Source organism: Streptomyces paludis (assembly GCF_003344965.1).
Classification (GTDB): Bacteria; Actinomycetota; Actinomycetes; order Streptomycetales; family Streptomycetaceae; genus Streptomyces; species Streptomyces paludis.
Map to the genome: position 1 here is coordinate 8,240,174 of NZ_CP031194.1, position 22,866 is coordinate 8,263,039.

The window sequence follows — 22,866 nt, forward strand, 5'->3', positions numbered from 1 at the left end:
GCGATGCCACCCGTACGTCTCACACCGGCCGGAGCCGGGCCACCACCGCCCTGACACCGGGGCCGGTGGTCCGGCGGGGGCCGCCACCGACACCGCGCCCCCGACCGTGCCACGGCCGACGGCCCGCCGGACCACCGAGAACCACCGCTCCTGGAGAAGCCATGCCCCGCCCCACCGACCGCCCGGTGCCCCGCGCGCCCCGAAGCGGCGAGCAGAAGAGCGCGGTCGTGTTCCCGGGACTGGCCGGGACGACCTTCGCCGCACTGGGCAAGTTCCTCGTCCTGGACCGGTTCGCCCGCCCCCGGGTACGGGTGGCGGACGAGGTGCTCGGCTACTCCCTGCTGAAACGTTTCCGGGACTCGGCGGACGACGACTACTCCGAATCCGCCCAGGTCGCCTCCCTCATCAGCTCCCTCGCCCTGGCCGAGCGCGCCGAGACCGTACGCGGCGCGCGGCCCCAGTTCTGCGCCGGACCGAGCTTCGGACTCCGCCCCACCGCCGTGTACAGCGGCGCACTGGACCTCGCCGAGGGCATCCGGCTCACCGCGGCGATCGCCCGCAGGGAACGGGAGTACTTCCGCACCCACCACAGCGACATCGTCACGCACACCGTCGTCCGCGTCCCCGCGGAACCGCTCGCCGCACTACTGGCCGAGTGGAACGCGCGCGGCGACCGGCTCGAAGTCTCGGGCGACCTCGACCAGGGATTCGCCATGGTCACCCTCCGCGAAACACTCCTCGACGCGTTCAAACAGGCGATCGGCTCCATCGGCGGCTACTCCATGCACACCATGCGCCCGCCCGCCCACTCCACCCTCTTCGGTGATCTGCGCACCGCGATGGAACAGGACGTCTTCGCCGGTGCCGACCTGCGCGCACCCCGGATCACCGTGGTCAAGGACCAGGACGGCTCGATCGTGGACACGGCGGAGGCCATGCGCACCATGCTGCTCGACACCTTCGACCGGCCCTTCGACTGGCGCGCGGTCGTCGGCACCCTCGTCGCCCGGGGCGTGCACACCGTCCACTTCACCGGCGCCGACGCGCTGTTCACCCGGCTGGACAGCACCGTCCGCCATCTCCACGTAGTGAAGACCGACCCCAAGTCGGCCCTCCGCCCGTCGTCGTTCCCCGTGGGAGAGACCGTATGACCAGCGATGCCCCGTCGTCCATACCCTCGACGCCCCCCGGACCGCGCACACCGGAGGACCTGCTCGCCCACCTGCACGCCGTACCCCGCGAACGCGCGGACGAACTGCTGCTGGACCTGGTCGTACGGGAGTTGACTACGGTCCTGCGGCTGCCCGACGGCGAACGCGTCCAGCCGGCACAGCGCTTCGCCGACCTCGGCCTCGGCTCACTCGCCGCCGTCGACCTGCACCGCGGGCTCACCGCCGCCACGGGCCTCTCCCTCCCGCTGTCCATGGCCTTCGACCGGCCCACCGCGGCCGACCTCACGGACTTCCTCGCCCGCGAACTCTTCGGCGACCCCGCCACCACCGCCCCCGCCCGCCCCGAACGGGCCGCCGGCCACGACGACCCGATCGTCCTGGTCGGCATGGGCTGCCGGTTCCCCGGCGGAGTCGGCTCCCCCGAGGACCTGTGGCAGCTCGTACGGGACGAGACCGACGCCATCACCGACTTCCCCGGCGACCGGGGCTGGGACACGGCGGAATCCTTCGACAGCGACCCCGACAGCGCCGGCAAGACCTACGTACTCTCCGGCGGCTTCCTTCCCGGAGCGGCCGACTTCGACGCGGAGTTCTTCGCCGTCTCCCCCCGCGAGGCCCAGGCCATGGACCCGCAGCAGCGACTGCTGCTCGAAGTCTCGTGGGAAGCCGTCGAACGGGCGGGCATCGACCCCACCTCCCTCGCGGGCACCGCCACCGGTGTGTTCGTGGGCCTGGAGGACCACGAGTACGGGCCAAAACTCGTCGACGCCCGCGACGGCGCCGAGGGCTACCTGATCACAGGCAACGCGGCCAGCGTCGGATCCGGCCGTATCGCCTACGCGATGGGCCTCGAAGGCCCCGTGCTGACCGTCGACACCGCCTGCTCCGGCTCCCTGGTCGCCCTGCACCTCGCCGCCCGCTCCCTGACCCGCGGCGAGTGCGATCTCGCACTGGCCGGCGGCGCCGCCGTGATGTCCACCATGGGCGGCTTCCTCGCCTTCAGCCGCCAGCGCGGCCTGGCCGCCGACGGCCGCTGCAAGGCGTTCGGCGACGACGCCGACGGCACCGGCTGGGGCGAGGGCGCCGGCATGGTCGTCCTGGAACGGCTCTCCGACGCCCAACGCCACGGCCACCCCGTCCTCGCCGTCCTGCGAGGCTCCGCCATCAACTCCGACGGCGCCACCAACGGCCTCACCGCACCGAGCGGACGCGCACAGCAACGCGTCATCCGCCAGGCACTGGCCAACGCCGGAGTCACCGCGTCCGACGTCGACCTCGTCGAGGCACACGGCACCGGCACCACCCTCGGCGACCTCATCGAGGCACAGGCCCTCCTCGCCACGTACGGCCAGGACAGGACCGAACCCCTGCGGCTGGGATCCCTCAAGACCAACATCGGCCACACCCAGGCCGCCGCGGGCGTCGCCGGAGTCATCAAGACCGTGATGGCGATGCGGCACGGCGTCATGCCGCGCACCCTCCACTCCGACACACCGTCCTCGCGGGTGGACTGGGCATCCGGCGCCGTGGAACTGCTCCGCTCCGCACGCGCGTGGCCGCGCGCCGACCGCCCCCGCCGCGCGGGAGTGTCCGCCTTCGGCTTCAGCGGCACCAACGCGCACCTCATCCTGGAGGAGGCCCCCGAACCCACCCCGCGGGCGCCCCGCGCCCTCACCGCGCCGGTGCTCCTCGCCGCCCCCGACCCGGCCTCCCTGCGCACCCGCGCCGAGAGCCTCGCCCACGCGGACCTCGCCTCCGTACACGCCCACGCCCTTACGGCGGCGACCACCCCGACCCGGCTGCCCCACCGGGCCGCGGTGATCGCGTCGGACACCGACGCACTCCGCCGGGGCCTGAACGCCCTGGCCGCAGGCGAGGACGCCCCCGGTGTGATCCGCGCACAAGCGGTCGCGCGTGCGAGCGGCGACGCGGGCACGGGCGACGGAAGCGGCGGTACGAGCGGTACGGGCGGGACACGGACCGCCTTCCTGTTCACCGGCCACCCGGCCGGACCGCTCGGAGAGGGCCCCGAGGCCACGGCGGGAACAGCCCTCGGAACGGGGCTGTACGAACGGTTCCCGGTCTTCGCCGACGCACTGGACGCCGCCTGCGCGGAGCTGGACGTCCACCTGCCCCGCCCCCTCGCACCAATGCTGCGCGGGGACGGATACGCGGGAGAGTCTCCGGCCGACGCGCAATGGGCACAGCCCGCCGCCTTCGCGGTCGAGATCGCGCTGTTCCGGCTGCTGGAATCCTTCGGAGTCACCCCCAGCCATGTCATCGGACAGGGCGCCGGCGAGATCACCGCGGCACAGGCGGCCGGGGTGCTCACCCTCGCCGACGCCGCCGCACTCGTCGTCGCACGCGGCCGGCTGACCGCTGAACTCGCCACACCCGGAGTCGAGTTGGCGGACGTGGTCGAGGAGCTGCGCTGGGTCACCGAGGTACTCGCGTACACCGCCCCGCGTATTCCGGTGCTGGCCGGGCGGCTCATGACGGACGCGGAGATCACCTCCCCCGAGCACTGGGCGAGCCTGCTGCACCGGTCCGCGCCGTGGTCTGACGGTCTCGAAACACTGCGGACGGCCGGTGTACCGACCGTCCTGGCGCTGGGACCCGCCGGGAGCGGCGTGGTGTCACTCCGCGCGACGCGCGAGCCCGCCTTCCTGACCGCGCTCGCCGAACTGCACGTGCGCGGCGTCCCCGTGCAGTGGCACACACTCCACGGCGCCGCCGAGACCGGCACCCGCGAACCGGCCGCACTCTCCCACAGGCACGCCTGGCCCGGCGCCGAGCGCACGGTGCCATGGGTGCTCTCGGGGAGGTCGGCCGAGGCGGTACGGGCGCAGGCCGCCCGCCTGCTGGACCGCGTCGAGGCGGACCCCGAGGCCGAACCGGCAGATGTGGGGCGGTCGTTGGTGACGACCCGGCCCCTCTTCGACCACCGAGTGGTGGTGGCCGGCGGTGACCGCGCGGAGCTGCTCGCCGGGCTGCGGGCAGCGGTGGACGGCGAACCCGCGCCGGGGGTGTCGCGGGGGCGCGCGACCGGTGGCGTGGGTCCGACGGGTGTGGTGTTCGTGTTCCCCGGCCAGGGGGCCCAGTGGGTCGGTATGGCAAGGGAGTTGGTGGACGCGTCGGAGGTCTTCGCGGAGGGGATGGCGGAGTGCGCGGACGCGCTGCGCCCCTTTGTGGAGTGGTCGTTGTGGGATGTGCTGGGTGATGAAACCGCGCTGGGCCGGGTGGAGGTGGTGCAGCCGGTTCTGTGGGCGGTGATGGTGTCGCTCGCGAAGCTGTGGCGGTCATGCGGCGTGGAGCCGGCGGCTGTGGTCGGCCATTCGCAGGGAGAAATCGCAGCTCTCTGTGTGGCGGGTGGTCTGTCGCTGTCGGACGGGGCCCGGGTTGTCGCTCTGCGGAGCCGTGCGATAGCGGACACGCTGGCGGGTAGTGGTGGTGGTATGGCGGCGGTGTCGTTGCCCGCCGAGCGGGCCACATCCCTGATCGAGCGGTGGGACGGTCGACTCTCGCTGGCGGCGGTGAACGGCCCCTCGTCCGTGGTGATTTCCGGTGATGCCGAGGCGCTGCGGGAGCTGGTGGCGGGATGCGAGGCGGACAGCGTCCGTGCACGCGTCATTCCAGTGGATTACGCCTCCCACTCGGTTCAGGTGGATGTGATCCGGGACCGGTTGCTGGAGGAGCTTGCGGCAGTTCATCCGGAACCGGCGTCCCTCCCGGTGTACTCCTCCGTCACCGGAAAGCTCCTCGACACGGCGTCGGCCGATGCCGCGTACTGGGTGCGTAATCTGCGGGATACCGTACGGTTCGAGGAGGCGACCCAGGCGCTGATCGAGGACGGCCGGCACATATTCGTCGAGGTCAGCCCGCATCCGGTACTCACCACCCCGCTCCAGGAGACCCTGCACGCCACCGGCACCGAAGGCATTGCCGTCGGGACTCTGCGCCGTGGTGAGGGTGGCTCGCGTCGTATGGTGGCGTCGCTTGCTGAGCTGTTTGTCCAGGGTGTGCCGGTCGCCTGGGAGCGGCTCTTCGCCGGGCTTGACGCCCGTCGGGTCGAGCTGCCGACGTACGCGTTCCAGCACCAGCGGTACTGGATGGACGAGGTCCGGCCGACGGGCCCCGCCCAGCCGCGGCAGGACACGGCGGACGCGGAGTTCTGGGACTCCGTGGAGCGTCAGGACGTCCACGCTGTCGCCAACGCGCTGGAGCTGGACACGGGCACGGTGTCGTCCGTGGTCCCCGCGCTGTCGTCGTGGCGCGCCCGCGGTCGTGACAACAGGGCTGTGGACGCCCTGCGTTACCGGGAATCCTGGCAGCGGCTGGACATCGGGCCGGGCGCCCCGGCCCCCGTCCTGTCCGAGCCGTGGCTGGTCGTCGTCCCGGCGGGCATGGACGAAGACCCGTGGGTGGCCGCCGTAGTGGCCGCGATGGGACCCCGCGCCGTACCGGTGACGTACGACGGTTTCGAGGACCGTGCCGCACTGGCCGCGCGACTCTCGGGGCACACCTGTGCCGGTGTCCTGTCCCTTCTGGCGCTCGGAAAGCCCGAGCCGGTGGTGTCGACGCTCGTCCTCGTACAGGCCCTCGGGGACGCCGGGATCAACGGACCCGTCTGGGCGGTGACCCGGGGCGCGGTGTCCGTGGGACGCCACGACCCGCTCACCGGCCCCCGGCAGGGCGGCGTCTGGGGCCTCGGCCGCGTGGCCGCGCTGGAACGGGCCGCGCGATGGGGCGGCCTGGTGGACCTGCCCGAGGCGTTCGACGACCGGGCGGCGCGCCGACTGGCATCGGTGCTGACGGGCGAACGGGACGAGGACCAGCTCGCCGTACGGGACAACGGTGTGTTCGGACGACGGCTGGTCCGGGCATCGACGCGGCCCGCGACGCGGACCGGCACGGCCCCCGCCCTCTGGCGAACCGGCGGAACCACCCTGATCACCGGCGGCACAGGCGGTCTCGGCGTGTTCGTCGCGCGCTGGGCGGTCGAGCGCGGTGCCGAACACGTGGTGCTGCTCAGCAGAAGCGGCCCGGACGCCGAGGGCGCCGGGACATCCCGCGCCGAGCTGGAGCGGCTGGGCGCCAGAGTCACCATCGTGGCCTGCGACGTCGCCGACCGCGACGCGCTCTCCGGTGTCGTGGACTCCGTCAGGGACACACTGCGCGTGGTCGTCCACGCCGCGTGCGTACGCCAGCCCCTGATGGATCTCGACACGGTGACAGCCGACGATGTCACGGCCGAACTACGGGCCAAGGTCACCGGCGCCGAGCATCTGGACGAGCTGACCCACGGCCTCGAACTGGACGCCTTCGTGCTGTTCTCCTCGGGCACGGCGACATGGGGAAGCGCCGGACAGGCCGGCTGCGCCGCCGCCGACGCAGCCCTTGACGCCCTGGCGGCCCACCGCCGGGCCCGTGGGCAGACGGCCCTGTCGGTGGCATGGGGAGCCTGGGCCGAAGCCGGCATGTCCGTCGACACCCCTGAACAGAGCGCCTATCTGCGGCGGTTGGGCGTGCTGCCGCTACGGCCGACGCAGGCTCTCGCGGCCCTTCAGCGCGCTCTCAACGACGACGACACGACCCTGACGGTCTCGGACATGGACTGGGCCCGGTTCGCCCCCGCGTTCACGGCGGCCCGTCCCAGTCCGCTGCTGTCGGACCTTCCCGAGGTCGCCGAAGCCCTGGCCGGCGACAGCGCGTCCGGTACGGACGAGACCGCCCTCACGGACTTCGGGCGCCGATGGGCCGGGACACCGGCGGGGGAGCGCCCGCGCTTCCTGCACGATCTGATCGGTGGCCATGTCGCGGCCGTACTGGGACACAGCTCACCGGACCGTGCCGATGTCGGCCAGGCATTCAAGGAGCTGGGCTTCGACTCGCTCACGGCGGTGGAGCTGCGTAACCGCCTCGCCGCCGCGACCGCGCTCAGCCTGCCCACCACCCTCGTCTTCGACTACCCCACGATCACGGGACTCGCCGGTCACCTCACCGAACTGCTCGACAGCACCACCGCCCCGGCGGGGGACACGGCAGGACACCCGGTGTCACCGCGACCGGCGCCGGTCGACAACGACCCGATCGTGATCGTCGGGATGGCGTGCCGGCTGCCCGGCGGGGTGGCGAGCCCCGAGGAGCTGTGGGGCCTGGTCACGGAGGGACAGGACGCCATCACGGGCTTCCCCACCGACCGGGGCTGGGACCTGGCCGAGCTGTACGGCACGGGCCCCCACGCCTCGGTCACCGCCGAGGGCGGATTCCTGCACGACGCGGGGGAGTTCGACGCGGGGTTCTTCGGGATCTCGCCGCGTGAGGCGATCGCCATGGACCCGCAGCAGCGGCTGCTGCTGGAGACGTCCTGGGAGGCGCTGGAACACGCCGGGATCGCCCCGGCCTCCCTGGCCGACGACCCCGTCGGCGTGTTCATCGGCGCGATTCCCTCGGGCTACGCCGAAGTGGCGGCCCGATCGGGCGAGGACATGGCGGGACACCTCGTCACCGGCGGTTCCCAGAGTGTCCTGTCCGGGCGCGTGGCATACACACTGGGCCTGCGCGGCCCGGCGGTGACGGTGGACACGGCGTGTTCGTCGTCGCTGGTGGCGCTGCATCTGGCCGTACAGGCGGTGCGGTCGGGCGAGTGCTCGATGGCCCTCACCGGCGGTGTGACGGTCATGGCGACGGCCGAGGCGTTTGTCGGATTCTCGGTGCAGGGCGGACTGGCGAGCGACGGCCGGTGCAAGGCGTTCGCGGACGGTGCCGATGGCACGGCGTGGTCCGAGGGCGCGGGTGTGCTGGTGGTGCAGCGTCTGTCGGACGCGCGACGTGCGGGCCGTCAGGTGCTGGCGGTCGTACGGTCGAGCGCTGTCAACCAGGACGGTGCGTCGAACGGTCTGACGGCGCCGAACGGTCCTGCGCAGCAGCGGGTGATCCGGCAGGCGCTGGCGGGTGCGGGGTTGTCGGCGGCGGATGTGGACGCGGTGGAGGCGCACGGTACGGGGACGGTGCTGGGTGATCCGATCGAGGCGCAGGCGCTGATCGCGACGTACGGTCAAGGTCGTTCGGAGGAACGGCCGTTGTGGCTGGGGTCCCTGAAGTCGAACATCGGTCATACGCAGGCCGCGGCGGGTGTCGCGGGCGTGATCAAGATGGTCATGGCGATGCGGCACGGTGTGCTGCCGAGGACGCTGCATGTGGACGAGCCCTCGTCGCGGATCGACTGGTCCCAGGGGGATGTACGGCTGCTGACCGAGGCGGCTCCATGGCCGGAGTCGGATCGTCCGCGCCGTGCTGGTGTGTCGTCCTTCGGGGTGTCCGGCACCAACGCGCATGTCATCCTGGAAGCCCCCGAGCCCGTCGCCGCGCCGGTTGAGTCCGTCGACGGCCCGGCCGCCGACGGCCAGAGCGGCAGTGCGGTGCCGTGGGTGCTCTCCGGGAAAACGGCCGAAGCGGTACGGGCCCAGGCGGCACGCCTGCTGGAGTGGACGGAGGCCCGGCCCACCGTCGATCTGCGGGACATGGGCTGGTCGCTCGCGACGACCAGGTCCCCGCTCGACCACCGCGCGGCGCTTGTCGGCGCCGACCGGGACACCCTGCTCGCCGGGCTGCGCGCCTGCGCGGCGGGAGAACCGACGCTCCAGGGGCAGCCCGCCGGGGCCACCTCGGGCGTGGGTGTGCTGTTCAGTGGCCAGGGTGCTCAGCGGTTGGGTATGGGGCGGCGGTTGTATGCGTCGTCGGCGGTGTTCGCTGAGGCGCTGGACGTGGTCCTGGCGGAGTTGGATCCGCAGCTGGACCGGCCGCTGACTGATGTCATGTGGGGTGAGGATCCAGGGTTGTTGGAGGGTACGGGGTGGGCGCAGCCTGCGTTGTTCGCGGTGGAGGTGGCGCTGTTCCGGGTGGTGGAGTCGTGGGGGGTGACCCCGGACTATTTGCTGGGCCATTCGGTGGGTGAGATCGCTGCCGCGCATGTGTCGGGTGTGCTGTCGTTGGCGGATGCGTGTCGTCTGGTGGCGGCGCGTGGGCGGTTGATGCAGGAGCTGCCGACCGGTGGGGCGATGGTGGCGGTGGAGGCCGGCGAGGACGAGGTCGCCGGGCTGCTCTCCTCGCGGGTGTCGATTGCGGTGATCAACTCGCCCGAGTCGTTGGTGCTTGCGGGTGATGAGGATGAAGTTGCGTGCATTGCGGGGGAGTTTGCGGGGCGTGGTCGGCGGACGAGTCGTCTGCGGGTGTCGCATGCTTTCCACTCGTCGTTGATGGAACCGATGCTCGATGACTTCGAGCGGGTATTGGCCTCTCTGACGTGGGGACTCCCGCGGATCCCCCTGGTGTCGACGCTGACCGGTGAGGTGGCTTCCGCGGAGCTGCTCTGCTCTCCGGCGTACTGGGTGCGTCAGGTGCGGGAGACGGTCCGGTTTGCCGATGGCGTACGGCGGTTGGAGGCGCTCGGCGTACGGACGCTGATCGAGGCGGGGCCGGTCGGGGTACTGGCCGCGATGGCACAGCAGACCTGCACCGAGGCCGTCACCGCCGTCGCACTGCTGCGCGGCGACGACCAGCCCGAGGACACCGCCCTGGTCACGGCGGCGGCCCGGCTGTTCGTCCAGGGCGTCCCGCTCGACTGGGCGCCGTTCTTCGCGGGGGCCCGGCGCATCGATCTGCCGACGTACGCCTTCCAGCGGCAGCGGTACTGGCCCGACGGCCCGGCGGCGGTCGGCAATGTGCTGGGCGCGGGGCTCACACCGGCCGAACACCCCTTCCTGGGCGCGACGGTCTCTCTGCCCGACTCCGGCGGCACACTGTTCACGGGCAGGGTGTCGCTGCTCTCGCACCCCTGGCTGGCCGACCATGTGGTGCGGGGACAAGCGGTCTTTCCCATGACCGGCTTCATGGAGCTGGCGGTCCGTGCGGGCGACACAGTCGGGTGCGAGCAGCTGAGCGAACTGACCCTGGAGACACCGCTGATGATTCCCGCCGAGGGCGGGCGCGGACTCCAGGTCTCCCTGACCGAGCAGGAGCGCGGCTGGACGGTCACGATCCACTCCCGCCCAGACGGCGGTGAGGTGTGGACCCGGCATGCCACGGGCGTACTGAGCGCGGCCCCGTCCACGACCGATGACACCATGTTCGACGCGGTGGGCCCGCAGTGGCCGCCGGCCGGGGCTACGGTCGTCGATATCGCGCGGACAGACACCACCGGACCCGAGAGCGCGGGCCACGAGGAGACGTACGGGCCGGTGTTCCAGGGGCTGACCCGGGCCTGGGCCCAGGGACAGCGCGTATGGGCCGAGGTCGCGCTGCCCGAGAGCCAGACGGAACGGGCCGGTGCGTTCGGCATGCATCCGGCGCTGCTCGATGCAGTCCTGCGGGCGGCGGCGTTCGCCGCTCCGCGAAAGCAGTGGGGGCTCGACGGAGAGGGCGACGGAGCGGAGGACGGCGGGGGAGAGGGAACGCGGCTGCCGTTCCACGTCACCGGTCTCGTGCTACGGGCCTCCGGCGCGGCGCGGGTACGTGCCTGCCTGACCCGGACGGGCCGCGACGAGGTCAGTGTCGCGGTCACGGACGGCGCGGGTGAGCCCGTGCTGTCGATCGGGTCCGTGCTGACGCGCTCCTGGTCGGAGACCGACATCACGGACGGGGCCGACGACACGGCCGTACTCGTCCCCCGATGGACCGAGCTGCCGCGTACATCCGGGGCGGGACTGGTCCGGCCGGGCGACGACTGGACCGTGGTGGGAACGGGCGGCCACCACACCGATATGCCCGCCCTGACGGCCTCGCTCGACGCGGGCACGCCCGTACCGCGACGCGTGGTACTCGTCCCGCCGCACCACTCCGTGCCGCATGAGGTCGTCCGAGCGACGCATGACGTCACGGCGTGGACGCTGGCGCAGCTGCGGCACTGGCTGGAGGAACGGCGTTACGCAGAAGCCCGGTTGACCGTGGTGACCCGGGCCGCGGTCACCACAGGCCCGGACGACCCGCTGACCGACCTGCCCGCCGCCGCCGTCTGGGGCCTGGTCCGCTCGGCCCAGACGGAAAACCCCGACCGGATCACACTGGTCGACCTGGAGACCCGATACGCCCCGGAGACCCTCAATGCTCCGGAGGCCCGGAACACCCCGGACGGCCTGAACACCCCGGACGGCCTGCGCGACGACGCGGCCGTAACCGGCCAGGATCTCCTGACCCTGGTCCTCCGGGCGGACGCGACCGGCGAGCCTCAGGTCGCCCTGCGCGGCGACACGGTCCTCGTCCCCCGACTGGTCCGTCACACCACCGCCGAGGCCACAGCGCCCACAACGCCTGCCGCTCTCGCGGGGCCGAACGGAGCGGTCCTGATCACCGGCGGTACGGGCGGCCTGGGCAGCCGGCTCGCCCAGCACCTCGTCCGTCACCACGGGGTCAGGGACCTGCTGCTGGTCAGCCGCCGCGGCGAGCGGGCCGAAGGCGCGGCCGAACTGGTCGCGACCCTGTCCGGGCTGGGCGCCCGGGCCACCGTGGTGGCCTGCGACGTCTCCGACCGCGACGCGCTGGCGGCGCTGCTGGCCACGCACCCGGTGGCGGGCGTCGTCCACACCGCCGGTGTGGTGAACGACGGGATCATCGGCACACTGACCCCGGAGCGGCTGGGCTCCGTCCTCGCGCCGAAGGCCGACGCGACCTGGCATCTCCATGAGCTGACCCGCGACCTGGGCCTCGATCTGTCGCTGTTCGTCGTCTTCTCGTCCCTGGCCGGCCTGTTCGGCGGGCCGGGGCAGGGCAACTACGCGGCTGCGAACGTCTTCGCGGACGCGGTCATGCAGGCGCGCCGTCAGAACGGGCTGCCCGGTATCTCGCTGGCCTGGGGCGCGTGGTCGCCCGAGGCCGGTCTCACCGCGGCCCTGTCGGACATCGACCTGCGGCGGATGAACGCGTCGGGCATGCCACCGCTCTCGATCGAGCAGGGACTCGGCCTCTTCGACCGGGCACTGAGCGCCGGTGAACCGGTCGTGGGACTGACCCGTCTGGACACCGTGGCGCTGCGCGCCCAGCCCGAAGTCCCCCTGGTGCTGCGGTCCCTCGTCGGCCGCGTGGTCCGGCGGAGCGCCGGCGACGGGCGTCACGACACCGACGGCTTCGCCCACCGCTGGGCCGGGATACCGGCCGACGACCGTACGCGCTTCCTGCGCGAGCTGATCCACGGGCAGGTCACCACCGTGCTGGGGCATGGCGCCGCCACCCGGATCGATGTTGGGCAGGCGTTCAAGGAGCTGGGCTTCGACTCGCTGACGGCGGTGGAGCTGCGCAACCAGCTCACCGCGGCGACCGGTCTTGTCCTGCCCGCCACATTGGCCTTCGACTATCCCTCGATCACCGCACTCGCCGACCACGTGGCCGAACTCCTGGGCGCACCGCGCGCCGAGGACATCAGCGCCGTGCCGGCCGTCCTCCCGGCGACCGACGACCCGGTTGTCATCGTCGGTATGGCATGCCGTTACCCCGGCGAGGTGTCGAGCCCCGACCAGTTGTGGCGGCTGGTCGCGGACGGCCGGGACGCCGTGGCCGGCTTCCCGGAGGACCGGGGCTGGGACCTGGACGAACTGCTCGGCTCGGGCCCTGGCTCCGGCGCCTCCGTCACCGCGAAGGGCGGATTCCTCGCCGGTGTAGGGGAGTTCGACGCGGGGTTCTTCGGGATCTCGCCACGTGAGGCGGTGGCGACCGACCCGCAGCAGCGGCTGCTGCTGGAGGCATCGTGGGAGGCGCTGGAACACGCCGGTATTGACCCGACGTCCCTGGCCGGCAGCCCGGTCGGTGTCTTCGTGGGCGCTTTCGAGTCCGGATACGCCCAGGTGGCGGGCCGGTCCGGCGAGGACATGACCGGCCACCTCATGACCGGGGGCTCACCGAGCGTCGCCTCGGGCCGGGTCGCGTACGTACTCGGCCTTCAGGGCCCGGCACTGACAGTGGACACAGCATGCTCGTCGTCGCTGGTGGCGCTGCATCTGGCCGCTCAGGCGCTGCGGTCGGGCGAGTGCACGATGGCGCTCGCCGGTGGTGTGACCGTCATGGCGACACCCGAGACCTTCGTCGGCTTCACCCAGCAGGGCGGCCTGTCGGCGGACGGCCGGTGCAAGGCGTTCGCGGACGGTGCCGATGGCACGGGGTGGTCCGAGGGGGCGGGTGTGCTGGTGGTGCAGCGGTTGTCGGACGCCCGCCGCGAGGGCCGCCGGGTGCTGGCGGTCGTACGGTCGAGTGCGGTGAACCAGGACGGTGCGTCCAACGGTCTGACGGCGCCCAACGGCCCGGCGCAGCAGCGGGTGATCCGGCAAGCGCTGGCGGGTGCGGGGTTGTCGGCGGCGGGTGTGGACGCGGTGGAGGCGCATGGTACGGGGACGGTGCTGGGCGACCCGATCGAGGCGCAGGCGCTGCTGGCGACGTACGGCCAGGACCGTTCGGCCGATCGGCCTTTGTGGCTGGGGTCGTTGAAGTCGAATATCGGTCATACACAGGCTGCGGCGGGTGTCGCGGGCATCATCAAGATGGTCATGGCGATGCGGCACGGTGTGCTGCCGAGGACGCTGCATGTGGACGCGCCGTCGTCGAAGGTGGACTGGTCCCAGGGGGATGTCCGGCTGCTGACCGAGGCCACACCATGGCCCGAGACGGGGCGCCCGCGCCGGGCCGGGGTGTCGTCCTTCGGTGTGTCGGGGACGAACGCCCACGTCATTCTCGAAGCCGATACGGAGTCGGAGTACGCGACGGACGCGCCCGCGACCGACCTCGGCACCGGTATCGAGGCGGGGGCCGGAGGCGGGACCGGTCTCGCCGGAACCGAGGTGCCGTGGGTGCTGTCCGGCAGATCGGTCGAGGCGGTGCGTGGCCAGGCGGTGCGCCTGCTGGAGTGGGCGGAGGGCGCCCCCGGCGTCGCTGTGCCGGATGTGGCGTGGTCGTTGGCCACGACACGTGCGGTCTTCGACCACCGTGCGGTGGTGGCCGGCGGTGACCGCGAGGAACTGCTGTCCGGGCTGCGGGCCGTGGCGGACGGTGAGCCTGCGGCAGGAGTGTCGCAGGGACGTGCGGCCGGTGGCGTGGACTCGGCGGGCGTGGTGTTCGTGTTCCCCGGCCAGGGGGCCCAGTGGGTCGGTATGGCACGGGAACTGATGGACGAGTCAGCGGTGTTCGCGGAGGCGATGTCCGAGTGTGCTGATGCCCTGGGCGCGTTCGTGGACTGGAAGTTGTCGGATGTGCTGGATGATGAATCCGCTCTGGACCGGGTGGAGGTGGTGCAGCCGGTTCTGTGGGCGGTGATGGTGTCGCTCGCGAAGGTGTGGCGGTCGTGCGGTGTGGAGCCGGCCGCCGTGGTCGGCCATTCGCAGGGAGAAATCGCTGCCCTCTGTGTGGCGGGCGGTCTGTCGCTGTCGGACGGGGCGCGGGTCGTTGCTCTGCGGAGCCGCGCGATAGCCGACACGCTGGCGGGTAGCGGTGGTGGTATGGCGGCGGTGTCGCTGTCCGCCGAGCGGGCCACATCCCTGATCGAGCGGTGGGACGGCCGACTCTCGCTGGCGGCGGTGAACGGCCCCTCATCCGTGGTGATTTCCGGTGATGCCGAGGCGCTGCGCGACCTGGTGGCAGACTGCGAGGCGGACAGCGTCCGTGCACGCGTCATACCGGTGGATTACGCCTCCCACTCGGTTCAGGTGGATGTGATCCGGGACCGGCTGCTGGAGGAGCTTGCGGCAGTTCATCCGGAACCGGCATCCCTCCCGGTGTACTCCTCCGTCACGGGCAAGCTCCTCGACACGACCTCGGCGGATGCCGCGTACTGGGTGCGCAATCTACGCGACACGGTCCGCTTCGAGGAGGCGACCCAGGCGCTGATCGCGGCCGGCCGGCACACGTTTGTCGAGGTCAGCCCGCATCCCGTACTCACCACGCCCCTCCAGGAGACCCTGGACGCCACCGGTGCCGAAGGCATTGCCGTCGGGACTCTGCGCCGTGGTGAGGGTGGCTCGCGTCGTATGGTCGCGTCGCTTGCTGAGCTGTTCGTCCAGGGTGTGCCGGTCGCCTGGGAGCGGCTCTTCGCCGGGCTTGACGCCCGTCGGGTCGAGCTGCCGACGTACGCGTTCCAGCACGAGCGGTACTGGCCGGATGCCCCGGCAACGGTCGGTGATGTGGTGGCGGCGGGCCTGGCGTCGGCCGAGCACCCTTTGCTCAGCGCGATGGTGGAGCTTCCGGAGTCCGGCGGGTTGCTGTTCACCGGCAGGATCTCCGTACGCACCCACCCGTGGCTCGCGGACCACATGGTGCGAGGCCATGCTGTTCTCCCGCCGACGGCGTTCGTCGAACTGGCCGTCCGCGCCGGCGACTCCGTCGGCTGTGGTCACCTCCGCGAACTGGAACTGGCCGCACCGCTGGTCGTACCCGAACGTGGTGGCTGCCGGCTTCGGGTGTCGCTCACCGAGTGCGAGGAGGGCTGGACGGTGAGCGTCCACGCCCGCCCCGACGGAGGCGAGCACTGGACCAGGCACGCCACCGGGCTGTTGACCACCCGCACGTCCTCCGACGCGGACTTCACCGGGCTGGCAGCGGCGGCGCCATGGCCGCCGAGCGGCGCCACGGAGATCGACCTCTCCGGCCTCTACGCGCACACCGGCACCGGCCTGTCCGGTACGGACGTGGTGCGCGGGCCGGTGTTCCAGGCGCTCACCCGGGCCTGGGCCCAGGGCGACCGGATATGGGCCGAGGCGGCCCTGCCCGAGAGCCGGACGGACCGGGCCGGGGCGTACGGTGTGCACCCGGCCCTGCTGGACGCCGCGTTGCAGGCGGTGACGGCCGAGTCCGGGCTGCTGCCCGCCGCGTTCGGCGATGTGGTGCTCCGGGCCACGGGAGCGACGCACGTACGGGTGTGTCTCACCCGGATCCACGACGACGAATACAGCGTCGCGATCGTCGACGGCGACGGTGCGCCGGTGCTGTCGATCGGCTCGGCGGTGCTGCGCCCGATTCCGGAGGGCGACTTCGCCGCCGCGCCCCAGGACGCGGTAATACTCGTTCCGCAGTGGACCGCTCTGGACGCGGTGAGTGGCGGCAGCACCTCTGCTTCCGCTTCCGCCGACGGCTGGGTCGTGGTGGGGCCGGGTGGGGAGGCCACGGATCTGGACACGCTGATCGCGGCGGTGGCCGCCGGGGCCCCCGTACCGCGGCAGGTGGTTCTCGCCGTACCGCATCACCCCCGTCCGGCGCCCGGCCTCGTGCACGAGGTCACCGTCCGGACACTGGAGGAAGTACAGCGCTGGCTCGGTGAACAGCGCTTCGCGGCAACGCGGTTGGCCGTCCTCACCCGCTCGGCGGTGACCACCGGCGCGGACGACCCGGTGACCGATCTGCCCGCGGCGGCGGTCTGGGGCCTCATCCGCTCGGCACAGACGGAGAACCCCGACCGGATCACCCTTGTCGACCTGACACCGGACGCGCCCTTGGATCTCCCGGCGCTGGCCGCCGCGGTCCTGACAGCGGAGGACCAAGTGGCCTTCCGCGACGGAGAGATGAGGGTGCCACGCCTGATCCGCCGTACCCCGGTTGCCGCCCCGGCCGCGGCCGGGGACGGAGAGACCGGCGCGGTGCGCGGCACGGTCGTGATCACCGGTGCCCTGGGCGGTCTCGGCAGCCTGACGGCTCGTCATCTCGTACGTGCCCACGGCGTGCGGCACCTGCTGCTGGCGAGTAGGCGCGGTGAACGCGCCGAGGGCGCCGCCGAGCTGACCGAGGAGCTGACCGCACTGGGCGCGCGGGTCACGGTCGTGGCCTGTGACGTGTCCGACCGGGACGCCCTTGCCGCGATGCTGGCGGCCGTGCCCGAGGAGCACCCGGTCTCGGGGATCGTTCACACGGCGGGCGTGCTGGACGACGGTGTCATCGGCTCGCTCACCGGCGAGCGGGTGAGCCGGGTGCTGCGCCCGAAGGTGGACGCGTCGTGGCATCTGCACGAGCTGACCCAGGGCATGGACCTGTCGTTCTTCGTGGTGTTCTCGTCCCTGGCGGGGCTGCTGGGCGGGCCTGGTCAGGGCAACTACGCGGCGGGGAACGTATTCGCCGACACACTGGCGCAGTGGCGCCGGCAGGCCGGGCTTCCGGGCGTGTCGATGGCGTGGGGAGCTTGGACGCCCGAGGTCGGACTGACCGGGACACTGACGGACGTCGACCTGCGGCGCATGGCCCGCGCGGGGATGCCGCTGCTCACCGTGGAGCAGGGCCTCGACCTCTTCGACCAGGCGCTCAGTAGTGACGACGCCGTTCTGGGCCTGACCCGGCTCGACACGGCCGCCCTGCGCGCACAGGGCGAGGTGCCGACCGTCCTGCGCTCCCTCGTCGGCGGTGTGGTGCGCCGCGCCGCCGGGGAGGCGCGGCAGCGGCCCGGCGGCTTCGCACGGCGCTGGTCCGCACTGCCCGCCGAGGAACGCCCCCGCTTCCTGCACGGACTGCTGCGCGGCCATGTCGCGGCGGTGCTCGGGCACCGGTCGCCCGATCACATCGACGCCGACGAGGCTTTCAAGCTCCTCGGCTTCGACTCGCTGACCGCCGTCGAGCTGCGCAACGAGGTGGCGGCGGCGACCGGGCTGGCCCTGCCCGCGACCCTGGTGTTCGACTACCCCACCATCACACTGCTGGCCGAGCATCTCGCGGACCGTCTCGCCGAGCTGCTCGGTGAGACACGGACCCCGGCCGATGCCGTGGGCACACCGCCGCCGGTGGTATCGGTGACCGACGACCCGATCGTGATCGTCGGCATGGCCTGCCGGTTCCCGGGGGACGTGGCGGACCCCGACGGACTCTGGCGGCTGCTGGCAGACGGCGAGGACGCCGTCGCGGGCTTCCCGACCGACCGGGGCTGGGACCTGGACGAGCTGCTGGGCTCCGGGGCTTCGGCCACCGCGAGGGGCGGCTTCCTGGACGGAGTCGGTGATTTCGACGCGGGGTTCTTCGGGATCTCGCCGCGTGAGGCGATCGCCATGGATCCGCAGCAGCGGCTGCTGCTGGAGACGTCCTGGGAGGCGCTGGAACACGCCGGCATCGACCCGGCGTCGATGGCGGGCACAGCGGCCGGGGTTTTCGTCGGTGCCTTCCCGTCCGGGTACACCGAGCTGGCGTCCCGGGCCGACGGGGACCTGGCCGGGCATCTGATCACCGGTGGTTCCGGGAGCGTTGTCTCGGGCCGGGTGGCGTACACGCTGGGGCTGCACGGTCCTGCGGTGACGGTGGACACGGCGTGTTCGTCGTCGCTGGTGGCGCTGCATCTGGCCGCGCAGGCGCTGCGGTCCGGGGAGTGCACGATGGCCCTCGCGGGCGGTGTCACCGTCATCGCGACCCCGGACACCTTCGTCGGGTTCTCCCAGCAGGGCGGCTTGTCGGCCGATGGCCGGTGCAAGGCGTTCGCGGACGGTGCTGATGGCACGGGGTGGTCCGAGGGTGCGGGTGTGCTGGTGGTGCAGCGGCTGTCGGACGCGCGGCGGGAAGGCCGCCGGGTGCTGGCGGTCGTACGGTCGAGCGCTGTCAACCAGGACGGTGCGTCGAACGGTCTGACGGCGCCGAACGGTCCTGCGCAGCAGCGGGTGATCCGGCAGGCGCTGGCGGGTGCGGGGTTGTCGGCGGCGGATGTGGACGCGGTGGAGGCGCACGGTACGGGGACGGTGCTGGGTGATCCGATCGAGGCGCAGGCGCTGATCGCGACGTACGGTCAAGGTCGTTCGGAGGAACGGCCGTTGTGGCTCGGGTCCCTGAAGTCGAACATTGGTCATACGCAGGCTGCGGCGGGTGTCGCGGGTGTGATCAAGATGGTGTTGGCGATGCGGCACGGTGTGCTGCCGAGGACGCTGCATGTGGACGCTCCGTCGTCGAAGGTCGACTGGTCCGAAGGCATGGTGCGTCTCCTCACGGACACCACTCCGTGGCCGGAGTCGGATCGGCCGCGTCGGGCGGGTGTGTCGTCCTTCGGCGTGTCCGGCACCAACGCGCATGTCATCCTGGAAGCCCCTGAGCCTGCTGCCGGGCCGGTCGAGGGCGTGGCTGATGGTGCGTCCCGAGGCGTGGTGCCGTGGGCACTGTCGGGGAAGACGGCCGAAGCGGTACGGGCCCAGGCGGCGCGCTTGCTGGACCGGGCGGCGGCCGACCCCACGCTCGAAACGCGGGACGTGGCCCGGTCGCTGGCGACGACCCGGTCCCGGTTCGATCACCGTACGGTCGTCTTGGGCACGGACCGCGACACCCTGCTCGCCGGGCTTCGCGCGGTAGCGGAGGGTACGCCCAGTGCACAGGCGTTCCAAGGCCATGCCCGGGCGGGATCCGGAGCCGGTGTGGGTGTGCTGTTCAGCGGCCAGGGTGCGCAGCGGCTGGGTATGGGGCGCCGGTTGTACGCGTCGTCGGCGGTGTTCGCTGAGGCGCTGGACGTGGTCCTGGCGGAGTTGGATCCGCAGCTGGACCGGCCGCTGACCGAGGTCATGTGGGGTGAGGATCCGGAGCTGCTGGAGCAGACGGGGTGGGCGCAGCCTGCTTTGTTCGCGGTGGAGGTGGCGCTGTTCCGGGTGCTGGAGTCGTGGGGAGTGACTCCGGACTACCTGTTGGGCCACTCCGTCGGTGAGATCGCTGCCGCGCATGTGTCGGGCGTGCTGTCGTTGGCGGACGCGTGTCGTCTGGTGTCGGCACGCGGCCGGCTGATGCAGGCGCTGCCGACCGGTGGGGCGATGGTGGCGGTGGAGGCCGGCGAGGACGAGATGGCCGGGCTGCTCTCGGAGCGGGTGTCGATCGCGGTGATCAACTCGCCCGGGTCATTGGTTCTGGCCGGTGACGAGGATGAAGTCACCCGAATCGCTGGGGAGTTCGCGGGTCGTGGTCGGCGGACGAGTCGGCTGCGGGTGTCGCATGCTTTCCACTCGTCGTTGATGGAGCCGATGCTCGACGAGTTCGAGCAGGTGTTGAAGTCGCTGGTCTGGCATGCGCCGGGGATCGCGGTGGTGTCGACGCTGACCGGTGAGGTGGTGGACGCGGAGGAGTTCTGCGTTCCGGCGTACTGGGTGCGTCAGGTGCGGGAGACAGTCCGGTTCGCCGATGGCGTACGGCGGTTGGAGGCGCTCGGTGTACGGACGTTGATCGAGGCGGGGCCGAACGGGGCTCTGGCCGCGATGGCACAGCACACCGCCACCGATGAGGCCGTCGCCGCCGTACCTCTGCTGCGCGGCGACGACCAGCCCGAGGACACCGCCCTGGCCGCCGGAGCCGCGAGGCTGTACGTCCGGGGTGTTCCCATGAACAGGCATGCGCTCTTCACCGGATCCGGTGCCGGTGCCGGTGCCGGTGCCGACGTTGACGGGGACCGGTGGGTGGATCTGCCGACCTACGCCTTCCAGCGCGAGCGGTACTGGGTCGAGGCGGCGGAGACCACGGCCCCCGCCGTGCGGGACACGGAGGACGCGGAGTTCTGGGCGTCCGTCGAGCGGCAGGACGTGGGGGCGCTCGCGGAGTCGCTGGGGCTCGACAGCGCTGTCGTGTCCCCGCTGCTGCCCGCGCTGTCCTCGTGGCGCGACCGGAACCGTGACGACCGGACCGTGGACAGCTGGCGCTATCGCGAGCTTTGGAAGAAGCTGGACGGCTTCTCCTCCGCGGAGGTGACGTCCCCCTGGCTGGTCGTTGTGCCCAGTGCCAGTGCCAGTGCCAGTGCCAGTGCCAGTGCCGTCGACGCGGATGACTGGGCGGCGCAGGTGGTGGCCGCGATGGGCCCGGATGCCCACGTACTGGAGCTGACGGACGACGGCGCGGACCGCGCGGCGCTCGCCGCACGCCTGCCCGATGGGGACTTCGCCGGTGTGCTGTCCCTGCTGGCGACGACCGGGTCCGGCGAGCGCGGTGAGCGCGGTGAGCGCGGTGAATCCGGGCCGGGCGCGACCCCACCCGGTGTGGTCCCGACGCTGACACTGCTCCAGGCGCTCGGCGACGCCGGGAACGAGGCGCCCGTGTGGGCGGTGACCCGCGGTGCGGTGTCGGTCGGGCGGCAGGACCCCGTGACCAGCCCCTGGCAGGCCGGTACCTGGGGCGTCGCCCGGGTGGCCGCGCTGGAGAGGCCGCGGCAGTGGGGCGGTGTGGTGGACCTGCCCGGGACGCTCGACGACCGGGCGACGCGACGGCTCACTTCGATTCTGTCGGAAGTGTCGGTACGGTCCGCATCCGCGGAGCCCGGGGCCTCGGGCGAGGACCAGCTCGCGGTGCGGGACGGTGAGGTGTTCGGCCGACGGCTTGTGCACGCGCCGAGCGGCGGCTCCGGCGCGGGGCCCTCCGGAGCGGTGCCCTGGTCGGTGGGCGGCACCGTACTGATCACCGGCGGCACGGGCGGGCTCGGTGCGTTCGTCGCCCGGTGGGCGGTCGAGCGCGGCGCCGAACACGTCGTCCTGCTGAGCAGGCGTGGCCCGGACGCGACGGGCGCCCAGCGGCTGTGCGCAGAACTGGAGGCACTGGGCGCGCGGGTCACCGTCGCCGCCTGCGACGTGACGGATCGGAGCGCGCTCGCCGCTGTGATCGACGGCATCCCCGGGGACGTTCCGCTGACCACGGTGGTGCACGCCGCCGGAGTGAGCCACGGGGTCGTGGAGATCGATGAGGTGACACCGGGCCAGGTGGAGGCGGAACTGCGGGCCAAGGTGGCCGGCGCCACACACCTCGATGAGCTGACGCGTGACATGGATCTGGACGCGTTCGTGCTGTTCTCCTCGGGCGCCTCGGCATGGGGCAGTGGTGGCCAGTCCGCCTACGCCGCCGGGAACGCCTATCTGGACGCCCTGGCGGCGCACCGCCGGGCGCACGGGCGGCCGGGCACCGCGATCGCGTGGGGCAACTGGGCCGAGGCGGGGATGGCCGTCGACAATCCGGAACAGGGGGCGTATCTGCGGAGGTTGGGCGTTCTGCCCATGCGTCCGGAACTCGCTCTCACGGCCCTCGCGCGCATACTGCGCGACGACGAGTCCGGGATGACCGTCACGGACATGGACTGGTCGAAGTTCGCTCCGGCGTTCACGGTGGCCAGGGCAAGCGCGCTGCTGTCCGACATCCCCGAGGTCGGTCAGGCCCTCGCCGGGGCCGCCGTACCGGACACCGACGACGCTGCGGGATCCGGATTCGCCCGGCGGTGGGCGGCTCTCGCAGCCATTGAACGCCCCAGATTCCTCAAGGAGTTCATTCGGGGACACGTCGCCACCGTGCTGGGGCACGGCGCCGCCACCCGGATCGATGTTGGGCAGGCGTTCAAGGAGCTGGGCTTCGACTCGCTGACGGCGGTGGAGCTGCGTAATCAGCTCACCGCGGCGACCGGTCTTGTCCTGCCCGCCACATTGGCCTTCGACTATCCCTCGATCACCGCACTCGCCGGACACCTGACCGAACTGCTGGGCGGCGACAGCGAGTCGGACGACGACAAGGCCCTCCGCAGGGCCATCGCGTCCGTCTCGCCGGCCAGGCTCCGAGAAGCGGGTCTGCTGGATCTCGTCCTCGGTCTGGCCGACAACACGCAAGATCAACGGCATCAGGATCAGCAGCAGCAACAACAGCAACAGCAACAAGAACAACAGCAGCAAGAAGACGATGAGGCAGCCCTGTTGGCCGCCGACGTGGACGATCTGGTCCGGATCGCTCTCGCTGGAAACGACGATTCGTGACAACGCGGAAACTG

The 22,866-nt window shown here is 72.1% G+C and carries 2 protein-coding genes; both read left to right on the plus strand.

The window, feature by feature from the left end; translation table 11 throughout:
• Positions 1 to 161: 161 nt before the first annotated feature.
• Positions 162 to 1,151: an ACP S-malonyltransferase gene (locus DVK44_RS35530; protein WP_228447522.1), complete on the plus strand. Its 990-nt coding sequence runs from the start codon at positions 162 to 164 to the stop codon at positions 1,149 to 1,151.
• A complete protein-coding gene (locus tag DVK44_RS35545; protein ID WP_269439636.1) occupies positions 1,148 to 22,852 on the plus strand; it encodes a type I polyketide synthase in 21,705 nt (7,234 codons plus the stop codon). The genes DVK44_RS35530 and DVK44_RS35545 overlap by 4 nt, the downstream gene beginning before the upstream one ends.
• The last annotated feature ends 14 nt before the right edge of the window (positions 22,853 to 22,866 follow it).

Coding starts and splice junctions, on each gene's coding strand:
- DVK44_RS35545 (WP_269439636.1), top strand. CDS start 1,148: ATGACCAGCGATGCCCCGTCGTCCATACCCTCGACGCCCCCCGGACCG.
- DVK44_RS35530 (WP_228447522.1), top strand. CDS start 162: ATGCCCCGCCCCACCGACCGCCCGGTGCCCCGCGCGCCCCGAAGCGGC.